Origin of the sequence: Ramlibacter sp. (genome assembly GCF_041916345.1) — a bacterium.
Lineage (GTDB): Bacteria > Pseudomonadota > Gammaproteobacteria > Burkholderiales > Burkholderiaceae_C > Ramlibacter.
In genome coordinates, this window is the sequence record NZ_JAYRZR010000020.1 from 26,040 (window position 1) to 49,298 (window position 23,259).

Genomic DNA, 23,259 nt, shown 5'->3' on the forward strand with positions numbered 1-23,259 from the left:
AGCTTGCAGTCCTTGTTGTTCGTTCACTCGCTGCGCAGCAGGTCGTCCACCAGGCGCAGCAGCGCCGCGCGCTCGCGCGCCGGCTCGAAGAGGGGCGCGCGAGCGGCGCACTGGCGCGTGAGTTGTGCCAGCAGCCCGTCGGCGTTGTCGTTGGCGAGGGCGGCCGCGCAGCGCCGCAGCAGCGTGGCCAGGGCAGGCGCGTCGCCGGGCTCGAAGCAGCCCGCGTAGTCATCGCCCAGCATCCCCAGGTTGCCGTCGATGCGCGAGGCGAGCACGGGCGTGCCGCTGGCCACGGCCTCCATCACCACATGGGCGCCGCCTTCCATGCGGCTCGCGTGCACCAGCACGTGGGCGCGCTGGATGCGGCGGCGGGTCGCCTCGTGCGGCAGTCCGCCCAGCCAGCGATAGCCGGGGCAGTCGCGGGCGGTGGCCCGTGCCGCCTGGCCCAGGGCCGGCTCCAGCGCCTCGCCGATGTGGTCGATGAACACGGGCACGGCCGGGCGCGGGCCATCCCGCAGCAGCCGGGCCGCGCTCATCAGCGTGAGGGGATCCTTCTCCGCTCGGAGGTGGCCCACCATCACCGCGCGCAGATGGCGCGTGGTGCGGGGCAGGGTCAGGCGTGCGGTCGTCGATTGCAGGATCACCCGGGCGCGCGCGCGCAGGCTGGCGGGCAACTGCCGCGGCCCCAGGTCCTGCAGCGTGACCAGAACCTGGGCGAGGTCCAGCGTGGCGCGGGCCTGGGGATCGGCATGGATGTCGCGATAGAGGTCGGTGCCGGTCAACACCACCGCCAGGCCGCGGCCGCCGTGCGCGCGCGACCAGGCCTGCGCGGAGGCGGCGGATTTGCGCGCATGCAGGGCGAGCAGCACGGCGTCTCGCTCGCTCGCTTGCGCGTCGGGCCATTCACGCACGACCCGCACGGCATGTTGCGGCGCCAGCATGTGCTGCCAGCGGCGGGCCGTCTGCCAGTTCCCGTTGTTGGCATCGGCCAGGGCGGGGCTCACAATCACCACCGATGACGACTGCATGGCCTTCATTGTCCCCGAGCCCGTTGGCCGCCGCCCGTTGGCGCGCCGCTGCCCGATTGCGCGCTGGGGATGCATCGGCGCTGGCCGAGGGCTTGCGGCAGACCCGTGCGCGCACGCTGGCCCTGGCAGAAGCCTGGCGGGCGGCGCTGGGCGAAGACCTGCGTGTGCCACACTCGCCCGGGTTGAATCCGCCGCTTTGGGAGCTGGGACACATCGGCTGGTTCCAGGACTGGTGGATCGCCCGCAATCGGCAGCGCGAACGGGGCGTGGAGGCCGAGCCGGACCACGCACGTGCGCCATCGCGCCTGGCTGGCGCGGACGGCTGGTACAACTCCAGCACCGTGGCGCACGCGACCCGCTGGCAACTGCCGTTGCCTGGCTGGGACGAGACGCTGGGCTACCTGCGGGCCGGCCTGTCGGACACCTTGATGCTGCTGCACGACGCGCACGGCGGCGACCCCTACTTCTGGCAACTGGCACTGTTCCACGAGGACATGCACAACGAGGCCTGGGTCTACATGGCGCAGGCACTGGACATTCCCCTGCCATCGGACGTGGCCGAGCCGGGCGGCGTCACCCCTGGTCGGGCCGAGGCGGCCAGCGCTGCGGAGATCGACATCCCCGCGTGCACGTGGCAACTGGGCAGCGAGGTCGATGCGGGCTTCGCCTTCGACAACGAGCAGGGTGCCCATGCGGTGACGCTGCCCGCCTTCCGCATCGACGCGGCGCCCGTCACCTGGGCCCGCTGGATCACGTTCGTGCAGGCGACCGGCCGCAGCCTGCCGCCCTTCCTGCGGCAGGTCGATGGCGCCTGGGAGGCGCGTCGCTTCGGCGGCTGGCGGGCTTTGGACCTGCAGGCCGCGGCACGGCATCTGAGCCTGCCCGACGCGCTGGCCTGGTGTGCCTGGGCCGGGCGCCGCCTGCCCACGGAAGCCGAGTGGGAGTGCGCCGCCATGACGCAGCCCGGGTTTCGCTGGGGCGAGGTCTGGGAATGGACCGCGACGCCGTTCGAGCCGTACCCCGGCTTCCGGCCGCATCCCTATGTGGACTATTCGCAGCCCTGGTTCGGCAGCCGCCAGGTGCTGCGCGGCGCCTGCACCGCAACGGCGCCCGGCATGCAGCATCCGCGCTATCGCAACTTCTTCCAGCCGGAGCGGACGGACATCTACGCCGGCTTTCGCAGCTGCGCCGTCTGAGCCCCTGTCAAGGGGGTGGTCGGCCGGAACCTCATAGATGCCTGCCTGCGCGGGCATGACGGCGGTGCGGATCAACGCCCAGCCCAGAACACCGCGAAGCGCGCATCCGCATCCAGCCAGTGGCGCGGCGCGCTGAACCCAGCGGAAGCCAGCAGCTCGGCAAACCGCGGCACCGTCCACTTGTACGAGTTCTCGGTGTGGATGCGTTCCCCGGCGCGGAAGGTGCGCGGGCCTAGCGGCGTCTGCACCACCAGGTCGCCGCGGGCCTGCAGATGCATCTCGATGCGGTGCTGCGTCGTGTCGTACAGCGCCACGTGCTGCCAGTCGCGGACGCGGAAGTCCGTGCCAGCCAGCCGGTTCACATGCAGCAGCAGGTTCAGGTTGAAGGCCGCGGTCACCCCCAGCGCGTCGTCATAGGCCGCCTCCAGTTCGCCGCTGTCCTTGACCAGGTCCACGCCGATCAGCAGCCCGCCGCCGATGCAGGCCTGATTCGCGCGGCGCAGGAAGCCCAGCGCTTCCTCCGGCGTGAAGTTGCCGATGCTGGAGCCGGGATAGAACAGCACGCGCGGGCCGCCCTCAGGCTCATCCACGGCGGCCGGCAGGTCCAGCGCCTGCGAGAAATCCAGGCCCACGCCCACCATGTCCAGCGCCGGATGCTGGCGCTGCAGGCATTCCAGCGCGGAGCGCAGGAAGTCGACCGAGATGTCCACCGCCACATAGCGGCGCGGCGCGATCAGGCCGAACAGGCTGGCCGCCTTGGCGCAGTTGCCCGCGCCCAGGTCCACCAGCGTGCAGGCCGGCGGCAGGCAGGCGGCCATCTCGGCGCCATGTGCCTGGAAGATCGCGGCCTCGGTCCGGGTGGGGTAGTACTCGGGCAGCTCGGTGATGGCCTCGAAGAGCCGCGACCCCAGCGCGTCGTACAGGTACTTGGGCGAGCAGTGCGCAGCCGGCGCCATGAGCCCGCGCAGGAGCTCCTGTCGCACCGTGTCGCGGTTTTCGTGATGGAGCTGGATGAATCGGGGAGTCTTCATGCGCGGATCCGTGGCTTCGACGGAGAGTCGGCCCGGTCACACAATACCTTACCGGGGCGCGGGCGCATCGCCGTCAGGTATACGATGCCGCGCAACATGCAACGACGCCATCTCCTGCTGGCAATGGCCGCCTGCGCCGCGCCGGCCATGGGCGCCTCTCGCGTGGACCCGTGGCCTGCGGACAAGCCCACGCCGCCCCTCGAACTGCAGGATCTCGACGACCGCCCGTGGCGCCTGGCCGATCAGGCCGGCCGCGTCACGGTGCTCAACTTCTGGGCCACCTGGTGCGAGCCTTGCCAGGCCGAGATGCCCTCGCTGCAGGCGCTCGCGCAACGCCACGCGGCCAGTGGCCAGCTGCAGGTCATCGGCGTGAACTACCAGGAGGGCGCGATGCGCGTACGCCGCTTCGTGCAGCGCCACGACCTTCGGTTTCCCATCCTGCTGGACGAGCAGGGCACTGCCGCCCGCGCGTGGACGAGCCGCATCTTCCCCACCACGGTGCTGGTGGATGCGCGCGGCAGGCCCCGGCTTTCGGTGCTGGGCGAGTTCGACTGGGCGTCCGCCGAGGCGGGGGCCCTGCTGGCGCCGCTGCTGGCACGCCCGGGCCGAACCTAGCAAAATCCATCCGTTTCTTCCGCCAATCCAGGGGTCTCCCATGAACCAGCCTTCCCGCCGCCACTTCATCGCCTCCGGCGCCGCCCTCGCCGCATCCGCCGCGCTGCCGGCCACGGCCTTCGCGCAGGAGCGCCGCTTCGAGCCCCAGCCCGGCACCTGGCGCACCTTCGAGTTCACCACGCGCGTGGAGGTGCTCAACCCCAAGGGCGCCACGCGTGTCTGGCTCCCCATCCCGTCCATCCAGTCCGACTATCAGCAGTCGCTGGACAGCAAGCATGAGGGCAACGCCACCTCGGTGCAGCAGCTGGCGGAGCCGAAGTACGGCGCGCGCATCTTCATGGCGGAGTTCGCCGATGGCGAGGCGCGGCCGACGGCGCAGCTCACCAGCCGCGTGCGCACGCAGAACCGCGCCATCGACTGGAGCCGCAAGGTGCCCTCGGGCGAAAGCCCGGCCGCCCTGCGCATGTGGCTGGAGGCGACGGACCTGATGCCCACGGATGGCATCGTGGCGCGTACCGCCTCGGACATCACCCGCGGTGCCTCCACGGACCTGCAGAAGGTGCAGCGCATCTACGACTGGGTGGTGGAGAACACGCATCGCGAGCCCAAGGTCCGCGGCTGCGGCGTGGGCGACATCAAGGCCATGCTGGAGACCGGCAACATGGGCGGCAAGTGCGGCGACATCAATGCCCTGTTCGTCGGCCTCTGCCGCGCGGCCGGCGTGCCGGCGCGTGACGTCTATGGCATCCGCCTCGTGCCTTCGGCGTTCGGCTACAAGGAGCTTTCCGGCAACCCGGCCAACCTGGCACGCGCGCAGCATTGCCGGGCCGAGGTGCACCTGGCCGAGCACGGCTGGGTGGCCATGGACCCGGCCGACGTGGGCAAGGTGATGCGGCTGGAGACGCCCGAGTGGGTGAAGACGACGAAGCACCCGGTCGTGGCTCCGGTGAACAAGGCGCTGTTCGGCGGCTGGGAGGGCAACTGGATGGCCTTCAACGTGGCGCACGACGTGGCGCTGCCCGGCTCGCGCGGGCCCAAGCTCGGCTTCTTCATGTACCCGATGGCCGAGAACGGCAACGGCCGGTACGACGAGCTGGAGCCTGACCAGTTCAAGTACACGATCACCGCGCGTGAAGTGACGGCTTGACGCGCCGGGCTGCCCCGTGACCACCGCCGTGCGCGCATCCGGGTCCGGCTGGGGCCGCATGACATGGCTGCGCGCCCTGTGCCTCGCCTGCACGGCCTGGCTGCTCGCCGGCTGCGGCACGCCCTGGGCCACCGTGTCGGACGCGCGTGGCGACCCCGTCATGCTGCTGGGCCACGACCCGGTGGCCTACTTCACGCAGGGAAAGCCGCTGCGGGGCTCGCCCGAGCATCGCGTGAGTCTGCCCGAGCGCACCTACTGGTTCGCCAGCGCCGAGCACAAGCGCCTGTTCGAGGCCGAGCCGGCCCGCTACGAGCCGCAGTACGGGGGCTTCTGCGCCAGTGGCGCGGCCTTCGCCGTCAAGCTGGGCAGCGACCCCACGGCCTGGCAGATCCATGGCGGGCGCCTGTTCATCTTCGGCGACGTGATTGGCCAGACGGCGTGGAACCTGGAGCCGGAGTGGAACATCGCCCACGCGGATCGCCTGTGGCCGGCCATCGCCGCGCGCGGCTGGCGGGCGCAGTCGCTCGCCGCCTACGCGAACAAGGTGCCCCACTACAAGACAGGCGCGCAGATCCGCGCGGAGTGGGAGGCGCGGCATCCTGGGCGCACCTGGCCCGCCTATGACCCCGGCGGCATGGTGAGCAACCTGTTCCTCAAGCCGCCCGGCTGGCGCGCGGCCGAGGGCTTCGGCCAGCCGGCGCTCGGCTACCCGCGCTGACGCTACTTCTTCGCCTTCGCCTCCGCGACCATCTTCGCCAGTTCCTCGCCGCTCTTGTAGTGCGGCACCTTGAACACCAGGCGGCGCGTGCGCTGGATGAAGCTGTTGCTGCCCTGAACCTCTTCCTGCCAGTACTTGCGCGCGAGCTGCAGGTTGCTCGGCTCGTCCAGGTTCCAGGCGTCCAGCGAGCCCTGGCCGCCGAAGATATACAGCTTGCCCTCGATCAGCTTGAAGCGGTCTGCGTCGCCGCCCCAAGGAATGCCGTAGGCGATGCCGTTGGCGCAGTAGCCGCCGAACTGCGGCAGGTAGCGGGCAGGCTCCTTGTCGAACAGGGCCTTGTGCTCGGCGCTGGCGAAGCGGAAGTCCACGCCCTCGTACTGGCTGCGGAACTGCGGCTGGCCCTGCACGTAGCGGCCCTGGGTGAAATAGGCCACCACGTCGGCACCCTTGAGCATCAGGCGGCCCTCGGGGTTGTCGGCGACGGCGTTCACCGGCTTGAGCGTGCCCGACGGGTTCTGCGCCACCATGGCGCCGCAGCCGGCCAGGCCGATGACGACGAAGCCCGCCACGGCGGCGGTCCGGGCAAGGCGCAGGGCGGAAGCGTTGACGCTCATGGGGTCTCCTGTTGGGGGGTCATGCGTGTGGATGGATCCGCGGGCGCGGCCACGAGTTCCTGCAGGCTCTCCAGCGGGGCCGGCCAGCCCAGCAGCGTGCTGGCCACCTCGCAGCGGCGCAGCAGGTCGGCCCAGTCGGCGCCGCCCAGGTGCAGGATGCCGTAGCGGTAGCTGCCCAGCCACTTGTAGTCGCGGGTGATCGAGCCGGCGTCCTTGGGAAACAGCAGCAGCAGCGCATCCGGGTACGCTTGCTGCAGCACTTGGCGCTGCAGGCGGTCGGGCATCGCCACGCGGCGATGCACATCGAAGAGCCGGTACACGAAGCTGGAGGCCACGCCGGCCGTCGGCGCGTGGCGGGGCAGGGTGGCCGGGTCGATGCCGTGCGCGAGCGCGAAGGCGTACGCGTGCAGGTCGATGCCATCCACCCGCCGGTACAGATCGGAGAACTGCGAGGCAAGCCGCGGGTTGAACTCCAGCACCGTGAGGCGGTCGGTGGCCGGGTCATGGAAGAACTCCATGTTGAACAGGCCGTGCGTGAAGCCGATGGCCTTCAGGAAACGCCGCGCGATGTCAGCGGCGCGGGCCTGCACCGCAGGGGCCAGCCGGCTCGGGTAGTCGAAGCCCTGGAAAGCCTGCGTGCCCGGGTACATGCGCACGTCGACCACCCCCAGCGTGTGCATCCGGCCGTCCAGCACGTAGCCGTCCAGGCAGTATTGCGGCCCGCTCACCGGCTGCTCCAGCATGAGGGCGTGTGCAGTGCCAGCCTGGGGCAGGCGCTGGCGGGCAATGCGCTCGAACGGCTCCACCAGATGGCGGATCACCCACAGCTCCCAGGCGCCGAAGCGGGTGTGCGTGTGCAGTTCGGCCTGACTGTGCACCTCGCGCGCCAGCACCGAGAACGCGGCCTTCACCGGCTTCACGAACTGCGGATAGGCCAGGCCCTGCGGCACCGGCCCGCCATACGCGGCGTCCAGCCGCGAGAACGGCAGGTTCGCCTCGGGGCAGACCTCGGCCAGCACCGTGCGCGCGTGCAGCTTGTGCTGGCAGGCCAGCACCGCCTGCACCGGCGTGCCGGGCCAGCCCATGCGCTCGGCCACCAGGGCGGCCGCCAGCGCGCCGAACTGCTCGTGGTTGGAGACCACGCCGTGCAGGTCGCGGCGGCGGATGCGGCGCACGCAGGCGTTGGCGAAGCGGTCCATGTCGAACCACGCCAGCCGCGCATTGCTGGGGAAGCTGAACAGGTCGAAGCCGGCGCTCTCGTGCGGCCAGTGCGGCGCCAGCCGCGCGAACGCCTCGCGGTCCCAGTCGTGGTTGAACAGCACCAGGCTGCGTCGCTCAGCGTCCCATGTCATTGAGGGACCAATCGTAGTCCAGGTGGCTGATCGGCACCTGGCGCGCGCGCAGCCGTTCGCGGTCGGCCGGCGCGTCGGTCAGCGCGTCGGCGTAGCGGGCGAACACGTCCTCCACCTTGCCGAAGCCCTTGTGGCCCTGCTCGAAATCGCCCTTGAACCACTTGAAGATGCTGGAGACCTGCAGGCGGCCCTCTGCCAGGCGATTGCGCGTGCGGTCGCCCAGGAAGCGCAGCATGCCGTCTTCGAGCTGCGCCTCCAGCCGCGCGGCGGTGAAGGCCTCCGGCCGCAGCGCCGGGCAGCCGATGCTGGCGCACACGATGGCGGCGTGGATGCGCGGGTCCGCATAGCGCGGTCGCAGCTGGTCGTGCTCGATCCAGTCCAGGTGACGCTTCTCGCCCAGCAGCGTGAAGAACTCGTTCTTCCAGGGCGAGCGCAGCAGCGAGCCCAGGTCCTTGATGGACTTCAGGTCCGGGTAGCGGGTGAGGATCAGCTCGATGGTGAAGCCGTTGTAGGCGTTGATGAGAAACGCCATCTGCTGCTCGCGGCTGAAGGCCGCAAAGGCCGCTGGCGTGACCGCGGACCAGCCGGCCAGCACCGCCTGAAGCGCGGCACGATCGGCGGTGAAGCCCTTGTAGTCCACGCGCGATTGCTTGCCATCCGGCAGCCAGCGCACATGCTTGCGAAGCAGCGCCTCCCAGGTGGCATACGAGTGATCGTGGGGCGCTTGCGCCCAGGCCGGCCAGGCTGCGGCGGCCAGCAGGGCCACCAGGGCGTGGCGGCGGGGCTGGGGTTGGGTCATGGCATCCACTTTCATTCGCCGCGGCGGAACGCGTGATACCGCGCCACCCAGCGCAGCACGGATTGCGGCGCGTGCGCGCGCTTCCATTCCCCGGCCGCGTACTTGTTCGCTTCCGACAGCGTGGGGTAGGTGTGGATGGTGCCCAGGATGCGGTTGAGGCCCAGGCCGTGCTTCATCGCCAGCACGTACTCGGCCAGCAGCTCCGCCGCGTGGGTGCCGACGATGGTGACGCCCAGGATCCTGTCGCGGCCCGGCACGGTGAGCACCTTCACGAAGCCATGCGCCTCGCTGTCGGCGATGGCGCGGTCCAGGTCGTCGATGCCGTAGCGGGTGACCTCGAAGGCGATGCCTTTCTCGCGCGCCTCCTGCTCGTTCAGCCCCACGCGCGCCACCTCGGGGTCGACGAAGGTGGCCCAGGGGATGACGCGGTAGTCGGCCTTGAACGATTTCAGTCCGCCGAACAGCGCGTTGACGGCCGCATACCAGGCCTGGTGCGCCGCCGTATGCGTGAACTGGAAGGGCCCGGCCACGTCGCCAGCCGCGTAGATGTTCGGGTAGATCGTCTGGAGGTATTCGTTGGTCTGGATGGTGCGTTCCACCGGAATGCCCAGCTCCTCCAGCCCGTAGCCTTGCAGGCGCGCGACGCGGCCCACGGCGCAGATCAGCTCGTCGAACGCGATGCGGACCTCCTGGCCGTCGCGTTCGACCACCAGCGTCTTGCGCTCGCCCGCCCGTTCGCAGCGCAGCGCCTTGTGGCCGGTGAGCACCTGCACGCCGTCGGCGGTGAGCGCGTCGTGCACGAACGCGCTGACCTCCTCGTCCTCGCGCAGCATCAGGCGCGGCGCCATCTCCACCTGCGTGACCTGCGCGCCCAGTCGCGCGAAGGCCTGCGCCAGCTCGCAGCCGATCGGCCCGCCACCCAGCACCACCAGGCGCCGGGGGACTTCGTCGCGGGTGGCGAAGCGCTCCCACAGCGTGTCGCTGGTCACCGGGTCCACCTCGGCCAGGCCGGGCAGTGGCGGCACGAACGGTCGCGCGCCGGCGGCGATGACGATGGCGCGGGTGGTCAGTGTCTGCTGGCCGCCGTCGTTCAGCGTGACCTCCACCGTCCACGGGTTCACGATCTTCGCGTGGCCCTGCAGCACTTCCACCCCCAGGCCGGTGTAGCGCTCGATGCTGTCGTGCGGCTCGATGGCGCGGATCACCTCCTGCACGCGCTGCATCACGGCGCGGAAGCTGAAGGCCGGTTGCGCATCGGCCAGGCCGTAGCGGCCGGCATGGCGCATCTGGTGCGCGAGCTTCGCGCTGCGGATCAGCGCCTTGCTGGGCACGCAGCCGTAGTTGAGGCAGTCGCCACCCATCTTGTGCGCCTCCACCAGCGTGACCTTGGCCTTCACCGCGGCCGCGATGTAGGCCGAGACCAGCCCGCCCGCGCCGCCGCCGATGACCACCAGGTTGCGGTCAAACCGGCGCGGCCGCTGGCCGGCCCAGCGCGCGAAGACCCGCCGCGCCTGCACCTCGGCCACGATGCGCCGGGCGATGAGCGGAAAGATCCCGAGCAGCACGAAGCTGCCCAGCAACGCGGGTGAGAGGATGCCCTTCAGCGAATCGAGCTGGGCGATCTGGGTGCCGGCGTTGACGAACACCGCCGTGCCGGCCAGCATGCCGACCTGGCTGACCCAGTAGAACGTCCAGGTGCGCATGGCCGTCAGGCCCATGACCAGATTGATCACAAAGAAGGGCACCAGCGGGATCAGCCGCAGCGTGAACAGGTAGAACGGGCCGTCGCGCGCGACGCCGCGGTCGATCTCCGCCAGCCGCGCGCCGAAGCGAGCCTGCACGCTGTCCCGCAGCACGAAGCGGGCGGCGAGGAATGCCAGCGTAGCGCCCAGCGTGGACGCGAATGACGTGAGCACCAGGCCCCACCAGAAGCCGAACACCGCGCCGCCCGCCAGGGTGAGAATGGCGGCGCCCGGCAGGGACAGCGCCGTGACCGCGATGTAGATCGCCAGGTAGGCCGCACTGGCCATGCCGGGGGCGGCCTGCACCTGCTGCGCCAACTGCGCCTGGCTGGCCTTCAGGTACTCGAAGCTCAGGAAACGGCCCAGGTCCAGCGCAAAGAAGGCGGCGACGGCCAGGGCCATCACCGCCAGCAGGACAATCTTCTTGGAACTCATCATGCCTCCGGCCCGTGCGTCGGCGCAGGCCGGGGGATTCTTACAGAAGCGCTGGCGACCCGTCGGGAGCGGGATGGCCGGCCCTGGCCAAGGCACGGCGCAGCTCGTTGGCGCGCACCGGCTTGCACAGCACCTGGTTCACGCCGGGCGGGAGCTGCCCGGGCGCATCTGGTTGACGACCCGTGAGCACGATCGTGTGGACGCCCGGTCTGGCCTGCCGGGCCGCCAGCGCCACCTGCGGGCCCTCGACGACCGGCATCGACCAGTCGGTGATGACGACGTCATAGGCACGCCCGGGCTCGGCGAGCCGGGCCAGTGCGGCCGCGCCATCCGCGAGGGTGTCGACGACGTGCCCGTCGCGTTCGAGCAGGGCGCGCAAGGTACCCAGCACCCAGGCGTCGTCGTCGACCACCAGGATGCACAAAGGCGGGCCGGCGGGTCCAGGCCCGGCGCCCGCCGGCGTGGCCGCGGGCGGCGGCTCCGCCGGTGGCGCCGCCGGGTGGTCGACGCGTGCGCCCTCCGGCAGCCGCAACGTGAACACGGCGCCGCCCGCCGGTGAAGTGCGTGCCGTGACCGAGCCGCCGTGCCGCTCGGCCACGGCCTTCACGATGGCCAGGCCGAGGCCATTGCCCTCGAACGCAGATGCCGGATGCAGGCGCTGCAGCGGCTGGAACAGGCGGCTCGCCGCCGCAGCTTCAAAGCCCACGCCGTTGTCGCGCACCTCGATCGCGCAGCCGTCCCCTGCCGGCCCGGTGGTGACCTCCACCCGGGCCTGCGGCTGGTCGCGCGTGAACTTCACCGCATTGGCCAGCAGGTGCCGCAGGGCCAGCGTGAGCAGGCCCGGATCGCCGGTCACGGTGGGCAAGGGGCCGAGGTGCCACGTCAGCGGGCGGCCGGCCGGCGTGAGCTCGGCGGCGAGCTCACGCGCGATGGCGCCGATGTCCACGGCCGAGGCCTGCGCGCGGCCCACTCGCACACGGCCCAGCATGGCCAGGTCACGGACCAGGCCGTGCGCCTTCAGGGCGGCCTCCCGGATGTGGCGCAGGTGCTCGCCCTCGGCGGGGCCGAGCTTCTGACCGACCACGCCTTCCAGCGCCTCGGCCGAGCGCGCCATGTGCGTCAGCGCGGCCTGCAGTTCGTGGGACAGCTGGTCGCCGAGCGTTGCGACTTCCGCTCGCGCCTCTTCGAGCGCGAGTTGCAGGTCGTCGCACTCCCGCTGCAGGCGCGAGAGGCGGTCCTGGTCCGCCTCTCGCGCGGCCAGTTGCGCCATGACCGCAGCGATCCCGGCGTCGTCGGGCCAGGCCTGACCCAGCTGGCGCAGGCGTTCGGCCATCGCCGCCACCGTCTGGCAGGCGCCAGCAGGCACGACGAAGCGCTGACGCGATTGCTCCGATGCATGGGTCATCCGGTTGCTGCCTGCCGCGCGCTGCACGGGTGAGGGAGTATGCGGCCCGCCACGGCCGCCGGCTTACGGAATTTTCGTAAGGGGCGCCGGATGCCCGGACTTAAGATCGCCGCCCCTGCCTGCAGGAGGGAAGGTGCGACGCCCGTGACCGAAAGCCCGCTGGAACCGCAGCCCGACCTGATGCGGGGCCGCTTCGACACGCCCAGCCGGTTCCTGGATCTGGAGCGGCCGATGCGGCAATCGGCCGCCTGGGTGACGCCGTTGCTCATGGTGACGGTCGCGGTCGTGCTGATGGCGGCCGCGGCGCGCGGCATCGGCGGTCTGCCCGCCTTCGTGACCTCGTCCCTGCCCGTGCCGTCCACCCTGGTCGCCATGGCCGTGCTGGCGGTGGCGCTGGGCGCGCTGCGCACGGGTCGGCCGCTGGCTGCCGGGTTGGCCGTCATGGTCGCGGTGGCGGGCTTCGTCAGCCTCGGGTGGCAGGTGGTGGCACCGACGGCGGGGCTTGCCGCGGGTGTCGTCGCGCTCCCGCCCGCCGATGCCTTTGCGCTGCTCTCCCTGGCCGCTGCCACGCTGCTGCTGGCGCCCGATCGGGCCAGCGGCATCGCGCTGCAGGCCGCGCGCGCCCTGGCGGGCACCGGTGCGGGCGTCCATCTGCTGCTCGCCACGCCGCCCTGGGCGCCTGCCGCGGTCCCGCATCTGCTCGGCGCCACCGCGGCCGTCGGCACAAGCGTCGTGCTCATCCTGCTGGCTGTCATCGTGCTCGGCCTGGCTCGCACCGAGGCCGGCCCGGGCCGACTGGCACGGCTGGACGCCTATGCGGCGTGGATCCCGGTGCTGCTGGCAGCGCTCGTCTTCGTGGCGTGGCTCAAGCTGGAGGACAACCACCGCAGCGAGCAGGCCGTCGACCTGCGCAGTGCGGTCGACACCGTGCGCCGTGACGTGTCGGACCGCCTGTCCGCCCGGGCGCTGGCGCTGCAGCGCCTGGCGCAGCGCTGGCAGGTCTACGCGCCGGTCTCGGAAGCGCAGTTCCAGCATGAGGCCGGCACCTACCTGCGCGACTTCGCGGATCTGAGCGCCATCCATCTCGTCGACACGCAGCTGGCCGTGCGCTGGTGGCGCACGCGGGCGGGCGGTCGTGCGCAGGGCGGGGACACCCTGGCCGCCGAAGACGGCCGCATGGCGGCGTTCGAGGCGGCGGCAAGGTCAGGCAGCGTGCGGATCACGCCGGCCGTGCCGCTGGGGGCGGGGGGCGCCGGGCTGATCCTGGTCGCGCCGGTGCAGCGGCGCGGGCAGCCGGAGGGCTTCATCGCCGCCACGCTGCAGGCGGCCGACGTGCTGGCGCTGATCGACGCGCCGGCGCTGCGCAACTACAGCGTCGCCCTGCGTGATGGCGGCGTGCTGCTCGGCGCCTCCTCGGCGACGGCCGCGCCGGGCCCCTGGCCCGGCCTCGGCGAGGTGGTGAACGCCTTCGGCCGCGAATGGTCGCTGGAGGTGCGGCCGAGCCGCGGCTACCTGCAGCGGATGCGTTCGCGCCTGCCCGAAAGCGTCTTCCTGCTGGGGATGCTCGCCTCGGCGCTGCTGGCCGCCTCGCTGCTGCAGCTGCGGCGCTCGGTGGCCGGCGCCCTGGCCACACAGGCACTTTCCACGCGCCTGTCGACCATGCTGGAGACCATCACCGACGCCTTCTTCACCCTGGACCGCGACTGGCACTTCACCTACGTCAACCGCGAGGCGGGCCGCGTGCTGCAGCAGGCGCCGTCGCAGCTGCTGGGGCGCAACGTGTGGGAGGCCTTCCCCGAGGCCGTGGGCTCGGTGTTCGAGCAGCAGTACCGCGACGCGCTGCAGCGGCAGGTGACGGCCCACTTCGAGGCCTACTACCCGCCGCTCGGGCGCTGGTTCAGCGTGCGGGCCTATCCCGGCGACCAGGGGCTGGCGGTGTACTTCCAGGACGTGACGGAGCTGTTCAACAGCCGGCAGGCCGTGAAGGCGCGCGAGCAGGAACTGCGCGCGCTCGCCGAAGCCATGCCCCAGATCGTGTGGATGTCCGACACGCAGGGCCACCTGAGCTACCTGAACCAGCGCTGGGTCGACTACAGCGGCATGCCCCTGGCGGCCAGCATGCCGGACGGCTGGCTGCGCTGCGTTCACCCGGACGACCGGCGCGCGATGCGGCGCGCCTGGCACCATGCCGGCGCGCACGAGGTGCCTTTCAGCGCCGAGGTGCGGCTGCAGCGGCAGGACGGCCAGTGGCGCTGGATGCTCACGCGCGCCGTGCCCTATCGGCCGGCGCCGGCCGAGGCGGTGAAGTGGATGGGCACCTGCACCGACATCGACGACCTGAAGCGCTCGGCCGAGGTGGTGCGGGCCAGCGAGGAGCGCTTCCGGCTGGTCTCCGACGCCACCCACGACGCGATCATCGACGTCGATCCGCGCGCCGGCCCGCTGTGGTGGAACGAGAACTTCGAGCGCCAGTTCGGCGCGGTCGACGCCTCACAGGCACCGACCTTCGGCGACTGGATCGAACGGGTCCACCCCGAGGACCGCGCCGCGCTGCTGGAGATGATCGAGGGTGACCGGCAGCCCGGCACCCACGTTTGCTCGCTGGAGCACCGGTTCCGGCGCGCCGACGGCGAGTGGGCGCGCGTGCGCACGCGCGGGCACGTGATGCGCGACGGGCTCGGCCGCGCCGTGCGCCTGCTGGCCTCGATGTCCGACGTGACGCGGCAGCTCGCACTGGAGGAGCAGCTGCGGCAGCTGCAGCGGCTGGAGTCGCTGGGCCAGCTCACCGGCGGCGTGGCCCACGACTTCAACAACCTGCTGACCATCATCATGGGCAATGCCGAGGTGCTGGGCGACGCACTGGAGCGCGACGCCACGCTGCAGCCGCTGGCCCGTGTGCTGGTGAGCGCCGCCGAGCGCGGCGCACAGCTCACGCAGCGCCTGCTCGCGTTCGCGCGCCGGCAGGCGCTGCAGCCGCTGGCGGTGGACGTCGGGCGTGCCCTGCAGGACCTGCGGTCGATGCTGCAGCGCACGCTGGGCGAGCAGATCGGGGTGCAGGTGCGTGTGGCCGACGGCCTGTGGCGGGCGCTTGTCGATCCGGGGCAGCTGGACAACGCCTTGCTCAACCTGTGCCTGAATGCGCGCGACGCCATGCCGCACGGCGGCCGGCTGGTCATCGAGGCCACGAACGCGTCGCTGGACGATGCCATGGCGGGCGCGCACCCCCAGCTGCGCGCTGGCGACTACGTGCGCATCGCCGTGCGCGACACCGGTGTCGGCATCGCGCCGGAGGTCCGCTCCAAGGTGTTCGAGCCGTTCTTCACCACCAAGGAGAAGAACTCCGGCAACGGGCTCGGGCTCGCCATGGTCTATGGCTTCATCCTGCAGAGCGGCGGGCACATCGAGCTGGAGTCCGTGCCCGGGCGGGGCACCGAGGTGGTGGTCCTTCTGCCGCGTGCCGCCGCGGGCGCCGCGACGCCGCCCAGCGGCCCGGACGACGGCGCCGATCTGCAGGCCCGTGGCGAGGCCGTGCTGCTGGTGGAAGACGACGACCTGGTGCGCGAGTACGCCACCGACCAGCTGCGTGCGCTGGGCTATCGCGTCACCGCCGCCGCCGACGGCGCGCAGGCGCTGGCCCTGCTGGCCACCGGCATCACGGTGGACCTGCTGTTCACCGACGTCATCATGCCCGGCATGAGCGGCCCGCAGCTGGCCGAGGCGGCGCGCGAGCTGCACCCGGGCCTGCCGGTGCTGTATGCGTCGGGCTATACCGGCGACGCGCTCGCGCGCCACGGCGAGCTGGCGCCCGACGTGCTGCTGCTGCTCAAGCCCTACCGCGCCCGCGAGCTGGCACGGGCGCTGCGCCGTGCGCTGCGTCCGCCGGCGGCGGCGGTACGCTGAGGCAGGCGGCGTTTCACCCCCTCAGGTGGCCGCGGCGGCGGACTCGCCCACCCACATCGGTACCACCGGGGGCAGGGCCGCTACACGCTGCACCAGCAGGCGCATGCTGCCGGCGCCGGTCTTGTCGCGCAGGGAGCGCACCTGGGTGCGCACCGTGTACTCGGTCACGCCATGGGCGACCGCGATGTCGCGCACGTCCAGGCCCTCGCACAAGGCCTTGAGCACCGCCTCCTCCGCCGGCGTGAGGCCGTGCGAGCGCGCGAAGAAGGAGAGGGCGAGGTTGCCCGTGTCGGGCTGGCGCGCCAGCATCACCAGCACCGGGGACCGCCGCAGGTCGTCGGCCTGGCCACTGAGGGGCACGCAGGCCACCGGCAGCGTGGCGTCGTCGTTGCGCAGGCTCAGCATCTGCCGCCGGCCCTGCGAAGCCGCGCTCACCGCGCGCCGCAGGGCCTCGGTCTGCAGGGCAGTGGGCGTGGCCACGCCGTCGCCGTCCGGCCGCAGGAAGCGCCCCCGCGCCAGCTCGCGCTGGGCGATGTGGTTGGCGTGCTGCAGCACGCCGGTGGGGCCGAGCAGGATCAGCCCGTAGTCGATCTCCTCCAGCACGCGCCATGCGAATTCGGTGGCAGGCGGCTGCCTGCCGGCGGAAGGGGCGGAAGGCCTTGCCGCGGCGGGCGGCGGGGCCAGGTGGCGCTCAGGGGCGAGCAGCGTGGGTGACATCGTGAACCTCCTGCATCAGGCGGTTTCGAGTCTAGGCAGGGGGCACGCGCGCCGCGTGGGCGGCTGGCACAGAAAAGTTGTGATGCGCGTCACAAGGCCAGCAGGCCCAGCAACCGTTCGTTGAAGGCTTGCGGCTGCTCGAACTGCACCCAGTGGCCCGCGCCCTCGATCACCTCGAAGCGGCCGAAGGCCGGCGCGGCCTGCAGGGTGGCCCGCACGACATCGAGATGGCCCACGTACAGCGCGTCATGTTCGCCCCAGAGGCCGTGCACCGGGCAGGCGAGGGCGGGCAGGGTGCGCGCCAGAATGTCGGTCAGCGCGAGCTTGCGGCGCAGCATGCGGTCGCGCGCGGTGTTGGCAGCCTGCAGGGCCACGGCGAGATCGTCAGCGGCGGCCGGGTCGTGCAGCATCAGCACGCGCAGATTGTGGCGGTGCGCCTCGGTGGCGGCTTGCGCCGGCAGGCCCCGCCAGCCGCGCAGCGCGAGCCGTGCGTCGCGCTGGATGAGCGCCGGTGCGCCCACCAGCACGAGCCGCGCCACGCGCTGGGGGGCCTGCGCCGCCATCAGGCCCGCGGTGAGACCGCCGAACGAGAAGCCGACCACGTCGCACGGTGTGTCGCCCACGAGCTGCTGCAGGGCCTGGGCCAGCGGGCCGGCGATGCCATCCGCGTCCTGCACGCCGGGCAGCCGCGCGGAATCGCCGAAGCCGGGCAGATCCGGCACCAGCACGCGGCGGCCCGCGTCGGCCAGGGCCTGCACGTTGCGCAGCCAGTGCGTCCAGCTGCCGCTGCCGCCGTGCAGCAGCACCAGCGGCCGGCCTTCGCCCCAGGCGTGCCAGACCAGCTCGCCGCCGTCGGCCGGGGTGCGCAGGGCTTGCGCCGCCGCGAGCACGCGCAGCGCCTCGGGCGGCAGTTCGCCGGCCAGCGGGGGCAGGCCGGAGGGCGCCGGGGCGTTCATCGTTGCGGCGGCCGCGTGGCGCGCAGGGCTTCCAGGGCGCGCCGGGTGGCGTCGACCTCGGGCTTGAGCGCCAGCACGGCGGCCTTGCGCGCCTGCGCGGGCGATGCCTGTGCCTGGGCGTGCTCCTGCTCGCGCGTGGCGGCCCGGGTGGCGGCCGGCAGGGCCGGTGCCAGGCCGAGCGAGCGCGCCGACAAGGGCGCGATCTCCTCCAGCTTCAGGCCGGTGAGGGCATAGCAGGGCGAGAGGCTGGTGGGGTTGCGGTAGGCCAGGTAGTAGCAGCCGTTCAAGGTGGACGGCGTGGTCAGGTCGAACGTGTAGAAGTCGTCGAACGTGTCGCCGCTGGCCAGGATCACGTGCTGGTTCAGCTCCGGGCTCCACGAGCCGAGCGCGAGCGCGTCGTACTGGTTGATGCCCCACACGTTGTAGATGCCCGGGTAGATCTCGCTCTCGCGCACCTCGTTGAATAGGAAGAAGTCCTGCCAGGTGCTGACGATGGTGTAGTCCATCTGCCAGATGCCGACGAGCTTGGCGGTGAGCACCTGGTTGAGCGGCATCACCACGCCCGGCGCGCTGGCGCCGATGCGGAACTTCTCCAGCGGGATGGTGCGGCCGCCGGGCAGCGTGAGCTCCGCCGTGGCGGTGTCGATGAAGCGCAGGCTGACACGGCCGATGTTCGGCTGGCTGATGGTGGGGGCCCGGTAGGCGCCGGTCAGTGTCTGGCCGCCGGTGTACTGCGTCAGCGGGGCGCTGAAGGTGGTGGCCGACGACATCGGCCCGGCTGCCAGGTGCCAGGTGGGCTGGCCGCTGCCGTCGTACATGAAGCCGGCGACGAAGGCCCAGCCGTCCTGCACCTCGATGGCGAAGCCGCGGCCCGATTCGGCCGGGTTCCACCACACGCCGCCTTCGGGCGCGAAGCTCGCGACGCCGCTGCCCGCGGGCGCGAAGCGGAAGCGCTGGATCGGCACCGTTCCGCCGGGCCAGGTGAAGGTGGCGGTGGTGGCGCTGGTGAAGTCGATGGTGACGTTGCCCAGGGTGCTGCGGCCGCTGGGTGCCTGGTAGGCGCCGCCCAGCGTCTGCCCGCCGCTGAAGGCCTCCAGCGGGCCGCTGTAGCGGGTGGCGGCCTGCATGGCGGCCGGCCCGGACACGACCCAGGTGGCGCGGCCGTCCGCGTCGTACAGGTAGGCGCCGAATTGCAGCTTGCCGTCACGGAACTCGATGACGTAGCCGCGGCCGCTCTCGGCCGGGTTCCACCACACGCCGGACTGCGGGGCGGCCGCCACCGGGGCCGCCGTGGCATTGGCGGCCGCGCGGACGGCCGAGCCGGCGTTCACGATGCCGGCGCCGCAGGTGGCGGTGGTGCAGTCGCGGCCGGTGCCGGTGGGGAAAGCGCGCGCGGTGGATTGCAGCAGCACCTTCACCTCGTCCGGGCCGAGCGCCGGGTTCACACTGAGGATGAGCGAGACGACGCCGGCCACGTGCGGCGCGGCCATGCTGGTGCCGTAGGCGGCCAGCAGGCTGCTGTCGTTGGCCGGGCGCTGCGAGCCGCTGTCGCCGAGCGACAGCACGCCCGAATCCTGCCCGGGGTCGCCCCCTGGCGCGGCGATGGTGACCACGCTGCCCCAGTTGGAATAGCTCGATCGCTGCCCGCGCGCACCGACGGCGGCGACCGCGATCACGCCCGGGCAGTTGGCCGGCTGCGCCATCGAGGCATTGATGCCGTCGTTGCCCGCGGCCACCACCACCACGGCCCGCTGGCCCAGTGCGAACTGGATCGCGTTGCGGGTGGTCTGCGAGCAGTTGCCTTCGCCGCCCAGGCTGAGGTTGATCACGCGCGCCGGCGTGGGGTTGGCCGGCACGCCCGAGACCGTGCCGCCGGCGGCCCAGACGATGCCGTCGGCGATGTCGGAGCTGTAGCCGCCGCCCTTGCCCAGCACGCGGATGGGCTGGATGCGCGAGCGCCAGTTCACGCCCACCACGCCACTGCCGTTGTTGCCGGTGGCGCCGATGGTGCCGGCCACGTGGGTGCCGTGCCACGAGCTGGCGCGTGCCGTGCGATCGAGCTCGGCCGCCTCCGCGTAGGTGAGCCAGTCGCCCGGGTCCGCCGCGTCCGTGTCGCGCGCATTGCCGTCGTTGGCGTTGAAGGTGTTGGCGATGAAGTCGTAGCCCGCCATCAGGCGGTTGCCGAATTCGGCATGCCGCAGCACGCCGCTGTCGACCACGGCGATCACCAGGTTCGGATCGCCGGTGGTCAGGTCCCAGGCGTCCACGGCATTGATGCCGCCAGCGGCCACTGACGATTCGCGCAGGTGCCACTGCTGCACGAAGGCCGGATCACCCGGGATCAACGTGGCCTGCAGGAGGGTGTCGGGCTCGGCATAGGCCACGTCGGTGCGGCGGGCCAGGCGGTCGGTCAGCGCTGTCACCTCCTGCAGGCGCATCGGCGCGGGCAGCGCCAGCACGTGGGCGCCGGCGTGGGTCTGCCGAACGGCGGCGAGCGGCAGGCCGGCTTCGGCCGCCAGGGCGCGCGCGAACTCGGCCGAGCGCGACTGGTAGGCGCGCACCAGGGCGTCGTCCGCCGGCTGGACGATGATCTGGTCCGTCATGCCCCGGGCGGTGACGGTGGGCGCGGCAGGCGTCGCCTCGCGGTCGCCGCCGCAGCCTGCGAGCACCGCCAGCAGCAGCGCAGCGGCGCCGCGCAGGGCGGCTGCGAGGGGGGCGGGGGGGCGGTGCGGCAAGGCGGGCTCTCCGATGTGGCAAGGAGCGTACCGCAAAGCCGGGCAGCAAGCCTTGCACGCTGCCCCGCTTCCCTTAAGGCCGGCTTATCCGAGCGCGCGCCTGCGGCGCTGCTTGCCGGGTGGCGATGAGCCTGCCAGACTGCCCCATGGTCGAGGGAAGGACTGCATCATGTTGCTGAAGAGATGGCATCGCCTGCTGCTGGCGATTGCGCTGCTGCCCCTGGCCGCGCCTGCACAGGAGGGCGTGGCCCGGCGCGAGCTGCTGGTGGGCCAGTCGATCGCGTTGCAGGGCGGCCGCAATGCCTATGCGCAGGCCGTGCAGGAGGGCGTGCTGGCCCACCTGAATGCCGTCAACGAGCGCGGCGGCGTGCACGGCCGCCGCATCGTGCTGAAGACGCTCGACGATGACAACAAGGGCTCGCAGGCCGAGGCCAATGCCCGTGCCCTGGTGCAGGAGCACAAGGTGTTCCTCCTCTTCGGCTCCATCGAAGGCGGGCCCTCCACCGGCGTGATGAAGGCGGCCGTGGAGCTGGGGGTTCCGTTCTTCGGGCCCATGGCCGGCTCGCCCACGCTGCGGCGGCCGCATCAGCCGCTGGTGTTCCCGGTGCGCGCCGAGCACCGCGAGGAGTTCCGGGCGCTGCTCGAGTACGCGCGCCGCACCGGCGCCAACCGGGCGGCCTTCGTCCGGTCGGATTCCGAGACCGGCCTGCAGCACCTGGAGAACGTGCGCATCCTGTGCCGTGAACTGGGCATGGAGCTGGTGGCTGACCTGCCCTTCAAGGGCGACATCACCGACGCGCAGATCGGCGAGATGGCGCAGCGCATCGGCCAGTCGGGCGCGCAGGTGGTCATCAACCACGGCAGCCCCGCGATGTACGAGAAGCTGATCCGCCGGGCCAGGGCCGCCGGCGTGCGGGCTGCCTTCAGTGCCGTCAACTCGGGCTCGGCCCAGATGGCACAGCAGCTGGGCGAGCTGGCGCATGGCATGGTGTTTGCGCAGGTGGTGCCCGATCCGATGGAGCGCAAGACCGAGATCGCGCGCGAGTACCAGCAGCAGTTCGCCAAGGCGTGGCCCGGCAAGGCCTTTTCCTACGGCAGCCTGGAGGGCTACATCACGGCCAAGGCGCTGGTCGCGGCGCTGCAGCTCGCGGGCCGTGACCCGACGCGCGAGCGTTTCGTCAGCGCGTTGCAGAAGGCGGGCGGGCTGGATGTGAACGGGCTCAAGCTGCGCTACGAGCCGGGCGACCATGCCGGCCTGTCGCTGGTGGACCTGTCGATCTACTCGCGCGAGGGGCGCTTCCGGCATTGACGCAGGTCATGCGCGGGCCGCCTACGGCGCGGCCGCTGGCGGCACAATCGGCAGGATGAACCGCTCTCCCTGTTCCCCGTGGACCGTGCTGGCGCGTCGCGCAGCCCTCGGTCTGGCCCTGGTGGCCTCGGCCGGCGCGCAGGCGCAGGCCGACCCGTCCGTCGAGCGGGGCCGCCTGCTCTACGCGAACCACTGCGTCGAGTGCCACAACCGCGAGATCCACTGGCGTGAGCAGCGCCGCGCCGCCGACTGGGAGAGCCTGCGCGTGCAGGTGCGCCGCTGGCAGGGCGAGGCGCGGCTCGGCTGGTCCGACGACGACATCGAGGCGGTCACCCGGCACCTGAACGACTCGGTGTACCGCTTCCCCCGCACCCAGGCGCGGGCACGCTGAGGCAGCGGAGTCTCGACGTGGCCTCCCGACCCGCCGCGAGACCGGCTGCCACCGGCCTGGTCTATTCCACGGAGGCGGGCCGCATGTGCCCGGACTGCCGCGAGCCGGTGGCGCGCTGCCGCTGCCGTGCGGCGGCGCCCGTCCCCGCCGCCGCGGACGGCGTGGTGCGGGTGCGCCGCGAGACATCCGGCCGGGGCGGCAAGACGGTCACCGTCGTGTGGGGCCTGCCTGGTGACGCGGCCCGGCTGCAGCAGACCGCGAAGCAGCTCAAGGCCCTGTGTGGCAGTGGCGGCACCTTCAAGGAGGGTCGCCTGGAAGTGCAGGGCGATCACGCCGACCGCGTGGTGGCCTGGCTGCAGGCGCAGGGGCTCACGGTGAAGCGGGCGGGCGGCTGAGCATCAGCTGGCGCGCGGGGGTGCGCATCAGGCGCCGCCCAGACCCAGGGCGTGATACACCCGCAGCGCCGCCCACGCATCATTGGCCGCGTACAGCACCTGGGCCTCGGTCAGCCGCTGGCTGGCCCAGTTCGACGTGGTGGCGCGATGGCTCTTGGTGAACCGCTGGCCGAAGAGCACGGCCACTGCGGTCTTCACGCCCACCTGCCGGCGGTAGCCGCGCTGGCGGAAGGCGTGGTCCAGGTCCAGCAGGCCGGTCGGTTCCAGCCCCAGCTTGCGCACGATGTGGCGGCGGTCGTCCTGCAGGCCGAAGCCGGCCTTCACCACGCCATGCCCGCCCATCAGGCCGGCCACCACGGCCCGGCAACCGGCGTCGTGCAGCTGGAACAGGTACGCGCGTTCCAGCGTGGCGAGCTGCAGCAGGTGCGGGCCGTCCGATGTCTCGCCGGCCCGGAAGGTCGGCCGCGATTCGGTGTCGAAGCCCCAGACGTCATGGGTGCGCAGGTCCTCCTCCGCCCGGCGCGCGGCGGCTTCGGAGGCGATGATCTCGATGCGATCCAGGCCCAGCCGCTCGAACGGTGGCAGCAGGGCGATCTCTTCTCGGGTGGGCAGGGCATCGGCGGGCATGCGCCAGCATAGCCGCCCGCGGCCGCGCCGGGGCGTTCGTTCCGCACAGCGGGCGCGCGGATCAGGCACAGGAGCATTCACGCCCGCGCCAGCGCGCCCCAGAATGGTTGGCATGCCACCAGGCCGCCGACGCGGCCCGCCCGTTCC

At 72.1% G+C, this 23,259-nt stretch carries 19 protein-coding genes; 8 read left to right on the forward strand and 11 right to left on the reverse strand.

Going from position 1 to position 23,259, the window contains the following annotated elements:
• Positions 1 to 23 precede the first annotated feature (23 nt).
• Positions 24 to 1,028: a selenoneine biosynthesis selenosugar synthase SenB gene (gene senB / locus ACE3T5_RS07890; RefSeq protein ID WP_374666237.1), complete on the reverse strand. Its 1,005-nt coding sequence runs from the start codon at positions 1,026 to 1,028 to the stop codon at positions 24 to 26.
• On the opposite strand from senB, the gene senA reads away from it, so the two are divergent.
• A complete protein-coding gene (gene senA, locus ACE3T5_RS07895) occupies positions 1,016 to 2,224 on the forward strand; it encodes a selenoneine synthase SenA (RefSeq protein ID WP_374666239.1) in 1,209 nt (402 codons plus the stop codon). The two genes, senB and senA, sit on opposite strands and share 13 nt — an antisense overlap.
• A 71-nt stretch (positions 2,225 to 2,295) precedes the next feature.
• On the opposite strand, the gene egtD is transcribed toward senA, so the two are convergent.
• Complete coding sequence (egtD, locus tag ACE3T5_RS07900; RefSeq protein ID WP_374666241.1) at positions 2,296 to 3,255, reverse strand: L-histidine N(alpha)-methyltransferase; 960 nt, start codon at positions 3,253 to 3,255, stop codon at positions 2,296 to 2,298.
• Between the two features lie 96 nt (positions 3,256 to 3,351).
• On the opposite strand from egtD, the gene ACE3T5_RS07905 reads away from it, so the two are divergent.
• The 3 genes from ACE3T5_RS07905 to ACE3T5_RS07915 are packed head-to-tail and all read left to right on the forward strand — an operon-like array spanning position 3,352 to position 5,735.
• On the forward strand, positions 3,352 to 3,870 hold the full coding sequence (locus tag ACE3T5_RS07905; RefSeq protein ID WP_374666243.1) for a TlpA family protein disulfide reductase: 519 nt from the start codon (positions 3,352 to 3,354) through the stop codon (positions 3,868 to 3,870).
• 40 nt (positions 3,871 to 3,910) lie between these two features.
• A complete protein-coding gene (locus ACE3T5_RS07910) occupies positions 3,911 to 5,017 on the forward strand; it encodes a transglutaminase family protein (RefSeq protein WP_374666245.1) in 1,107 nt (368 codons plus the stop codon).
• A gap of 58 nt (positions 5,018 to 5,075) precedes the next feature.
• The gene (locus tag ACE3T5_RS07915) at positions 5,076 to 5,735 is read left to right on the forward strand and encodes a YHS domain-containing (seleno)protein (protein WP_374666247.1); all 660 of its coding nucleotides are present in this window, start codon (positions 5,076 to 5,078) and stop codon (positions 5,733 to 5,735) included.
• A 2-nt stretch (positions 5,736 to 5,737) separates the two neighbouring features.
• Here the strand turns inward: ACE3T5_RS07915 and ACE3T5_RS07920 are convergent, their stop codons facing one another.
• From ACE3T5_RS07920 to ACE3T5_RS07940, 5 genes are read right to left on the reverse strand one after another with little or no spacing between them, the layout of a single operon-like run.
• A complete protein-coding gene (locus ACE3T5_RS07920) occupies positions 5,738 to 6,349 on the reverse strand; it encodes a YHS domain-containing (seleno)protein (protein ID WP_374666249.1) in 612 nt (203 codons plus the stop codon).
• Positions 6,346 to 7,701: an acetyl-CoA carboxylase biotin carboxylase subunit family protein gene (locus ACE3T5_RS07925; protein WP_374666251.1), complete on the reverse strand. Its 1,356-nt coding sequence runs from the start codon at positions 7,699 to 7,701 to the stop codon at positions 6,346 to 6,348. The genes ACE3T5_RS07920 and ACE3T5_RS07925 overlap by 4 nt, the downstream gene beginning before the upstream one ends.
• Positions 7,685 to 8,500: a DUF547 domain-containing protein gene (locus ACE3T5_RS07930; RefSeq protein WP_374666253.1), complete on the reverse strand. Its 816-nt coding sequence runs from the start codon at positions 8,498 to 8,500 to the stop codon at positions 7,685 to 7,687. The genes ACE3T5_RS07925 and ACE3T5_RS07930 overlap by 17 nt, the downstream gene beginning before the upstream one ends.
• 11 nt (positions 8,501 to 8,511) lie before the next feature.
• Positions 8,512 to 10,677 (reverse strand): FAD-dependent oxidoreductase, encoded by a 2,166-nt coding sequence (locus ACE3T5_RS07935; protein WP_374666255.1) that lies wholly within the window; start codon positions 10,675 to 10,677, stop codon positions 8,512 to 8,514.
• 40 nt (positions 10,678 to 10,717) lie between these two features.
• Positions 10,718 to 12,082 (reverse strand): ATP-binding protein, encoded by a 1,365-nt coding sequence (locus ACE3T5_RS07940; protein WP_374666257.1) that lies wholly within the window; start codon positions 12,080 to 12,082, stop codon positions 10,718 to 10,720.
• A gap of 144 nt (positions 12,083 to 12,226) precedes the next feature.
• Between ACE3T5_RS07940 and ACE3T5_RS07945 the strand changes: the two genes are divergently transcribed.
• Positions 12,227 to 15,982, forward strand: coding sequence for a PAS domain S-box protein (locus tag ACE3T5_RS07945; RefSeq protein ID WP_374666259.1), 3,756 nt, complete (start codon positions 12,227 to 12,229; stop codon positions 15,980 to 15,982).
• Between the two features lie 21 nt (positions 15,983 to 16,003).
• Here the strand turns inward: ACE3T5_RS07945 and ACE3T5_RS07950 are convergent, their stop codons facing one another.
• The 3 genes from ACE3T5_RS07950 to ACE3T5_RS07960 form a co-directional block, all read right to left on the reverse strand.
• Entirely contained in the window at positions 16,004 to 16,699 is a 696-nt protein-coding gene (locus ACE3T5_RS07950; protein ID WP_374666261.1) for a helix-turn-helix transcriptional regulator, read from the reverse strand.
• Between the two features lie 89 nt (positions 16,700 to 16,788).
• Positions 16,789 to 17,655 carry an alpha/beta fold hydrolase gene (locus ACE3T5_RS07955; RefSeq protein ID WP_374666263.1) on the reverse strand — a complete coding sequence of 289 codons (867 nt, stop codon included), beginning with the start codon at positions 17,653 to 17,655 and terminating at the stop codon, positions 16,789 to 16,791.
• Positions 17,652 to 20,390 (reverse strand): S8 family peptidase, encoded by a 2,739-nt coding sequence (locus ACE3T5_RS07960; protein WP_374666265.1) that lies wholly within the window; start codon positions 20,388 to 20,390, stop codon positions 17,652 to 17,654. Before ACE3T5_RS07960 ends, ACE3T5_RS07955 begins: the two co-directional genes overlap by 4 nt.
• 169 nt (positions 20,391 to 20,559) lie before the next feature.
• Between ACE3T5_RS07960 and ACE3T5_RS07965 the strand changes: the two genes are divergently transcribed.
• The 3 genes from ACE3T5_RS07965 to ACE3T5_RS07975 are packed head-to-tail and all read left to right on the forward strand — an operon-like array spanning position 20,560 to position 22,485.
• A complete protein-coding gene (locus ACE3T5_RS07965; RefSeq protein WP_374666267.1) occupies positions 20,560 to 21,699 on the forward strand; it encodes an ABC transporter substrate-binding protein in 1,140 nt (379 codons plus the stop codon).
• A gap of 55 nt (positions 21,700 to 21,754) precedes the next feature.
• Positions 21,755 to 22,090: a cytochrome c gene (locus ACE3T5_RS07970; RefSeq protein ID WP_374666269.1), complete on the forward strand. Its 336-nt coding sequence runs from the start codon at positions 21,755 to 21,757 to the stop codon at positions 22,088 to 22,090.
• A gap of 17 nt (positions 22,091 to 22,107) precedes the next feature.
• Entirely contained in the window at positions 22,108 to 22,485 is a 378-nt protein-coding gene (locus ACE3T5_RS07975; protein WP_374666271.1) for a translation initiation factor Sui1, read from the forward strand.
• Positions 22,486 to 22,512: 27 nt separating this feature from the next.
• Here the strand turns inward: ACE3T5_RS07975 and ACE3T5_RS07980 are convergent, their stop codons facing one another.
• A complete protein-coding gene (locus ACE3T5_RS07980) occupies positions 22,513 to 23,112 on the reverse strand; it encodes a 3'-5' exonuclease (protein ID WP_374666273.1) in 600 nt (199 codons plus the stop codon).
• Positions 23,113 to 23,259 lie beyond the last annotated feature (147 nt).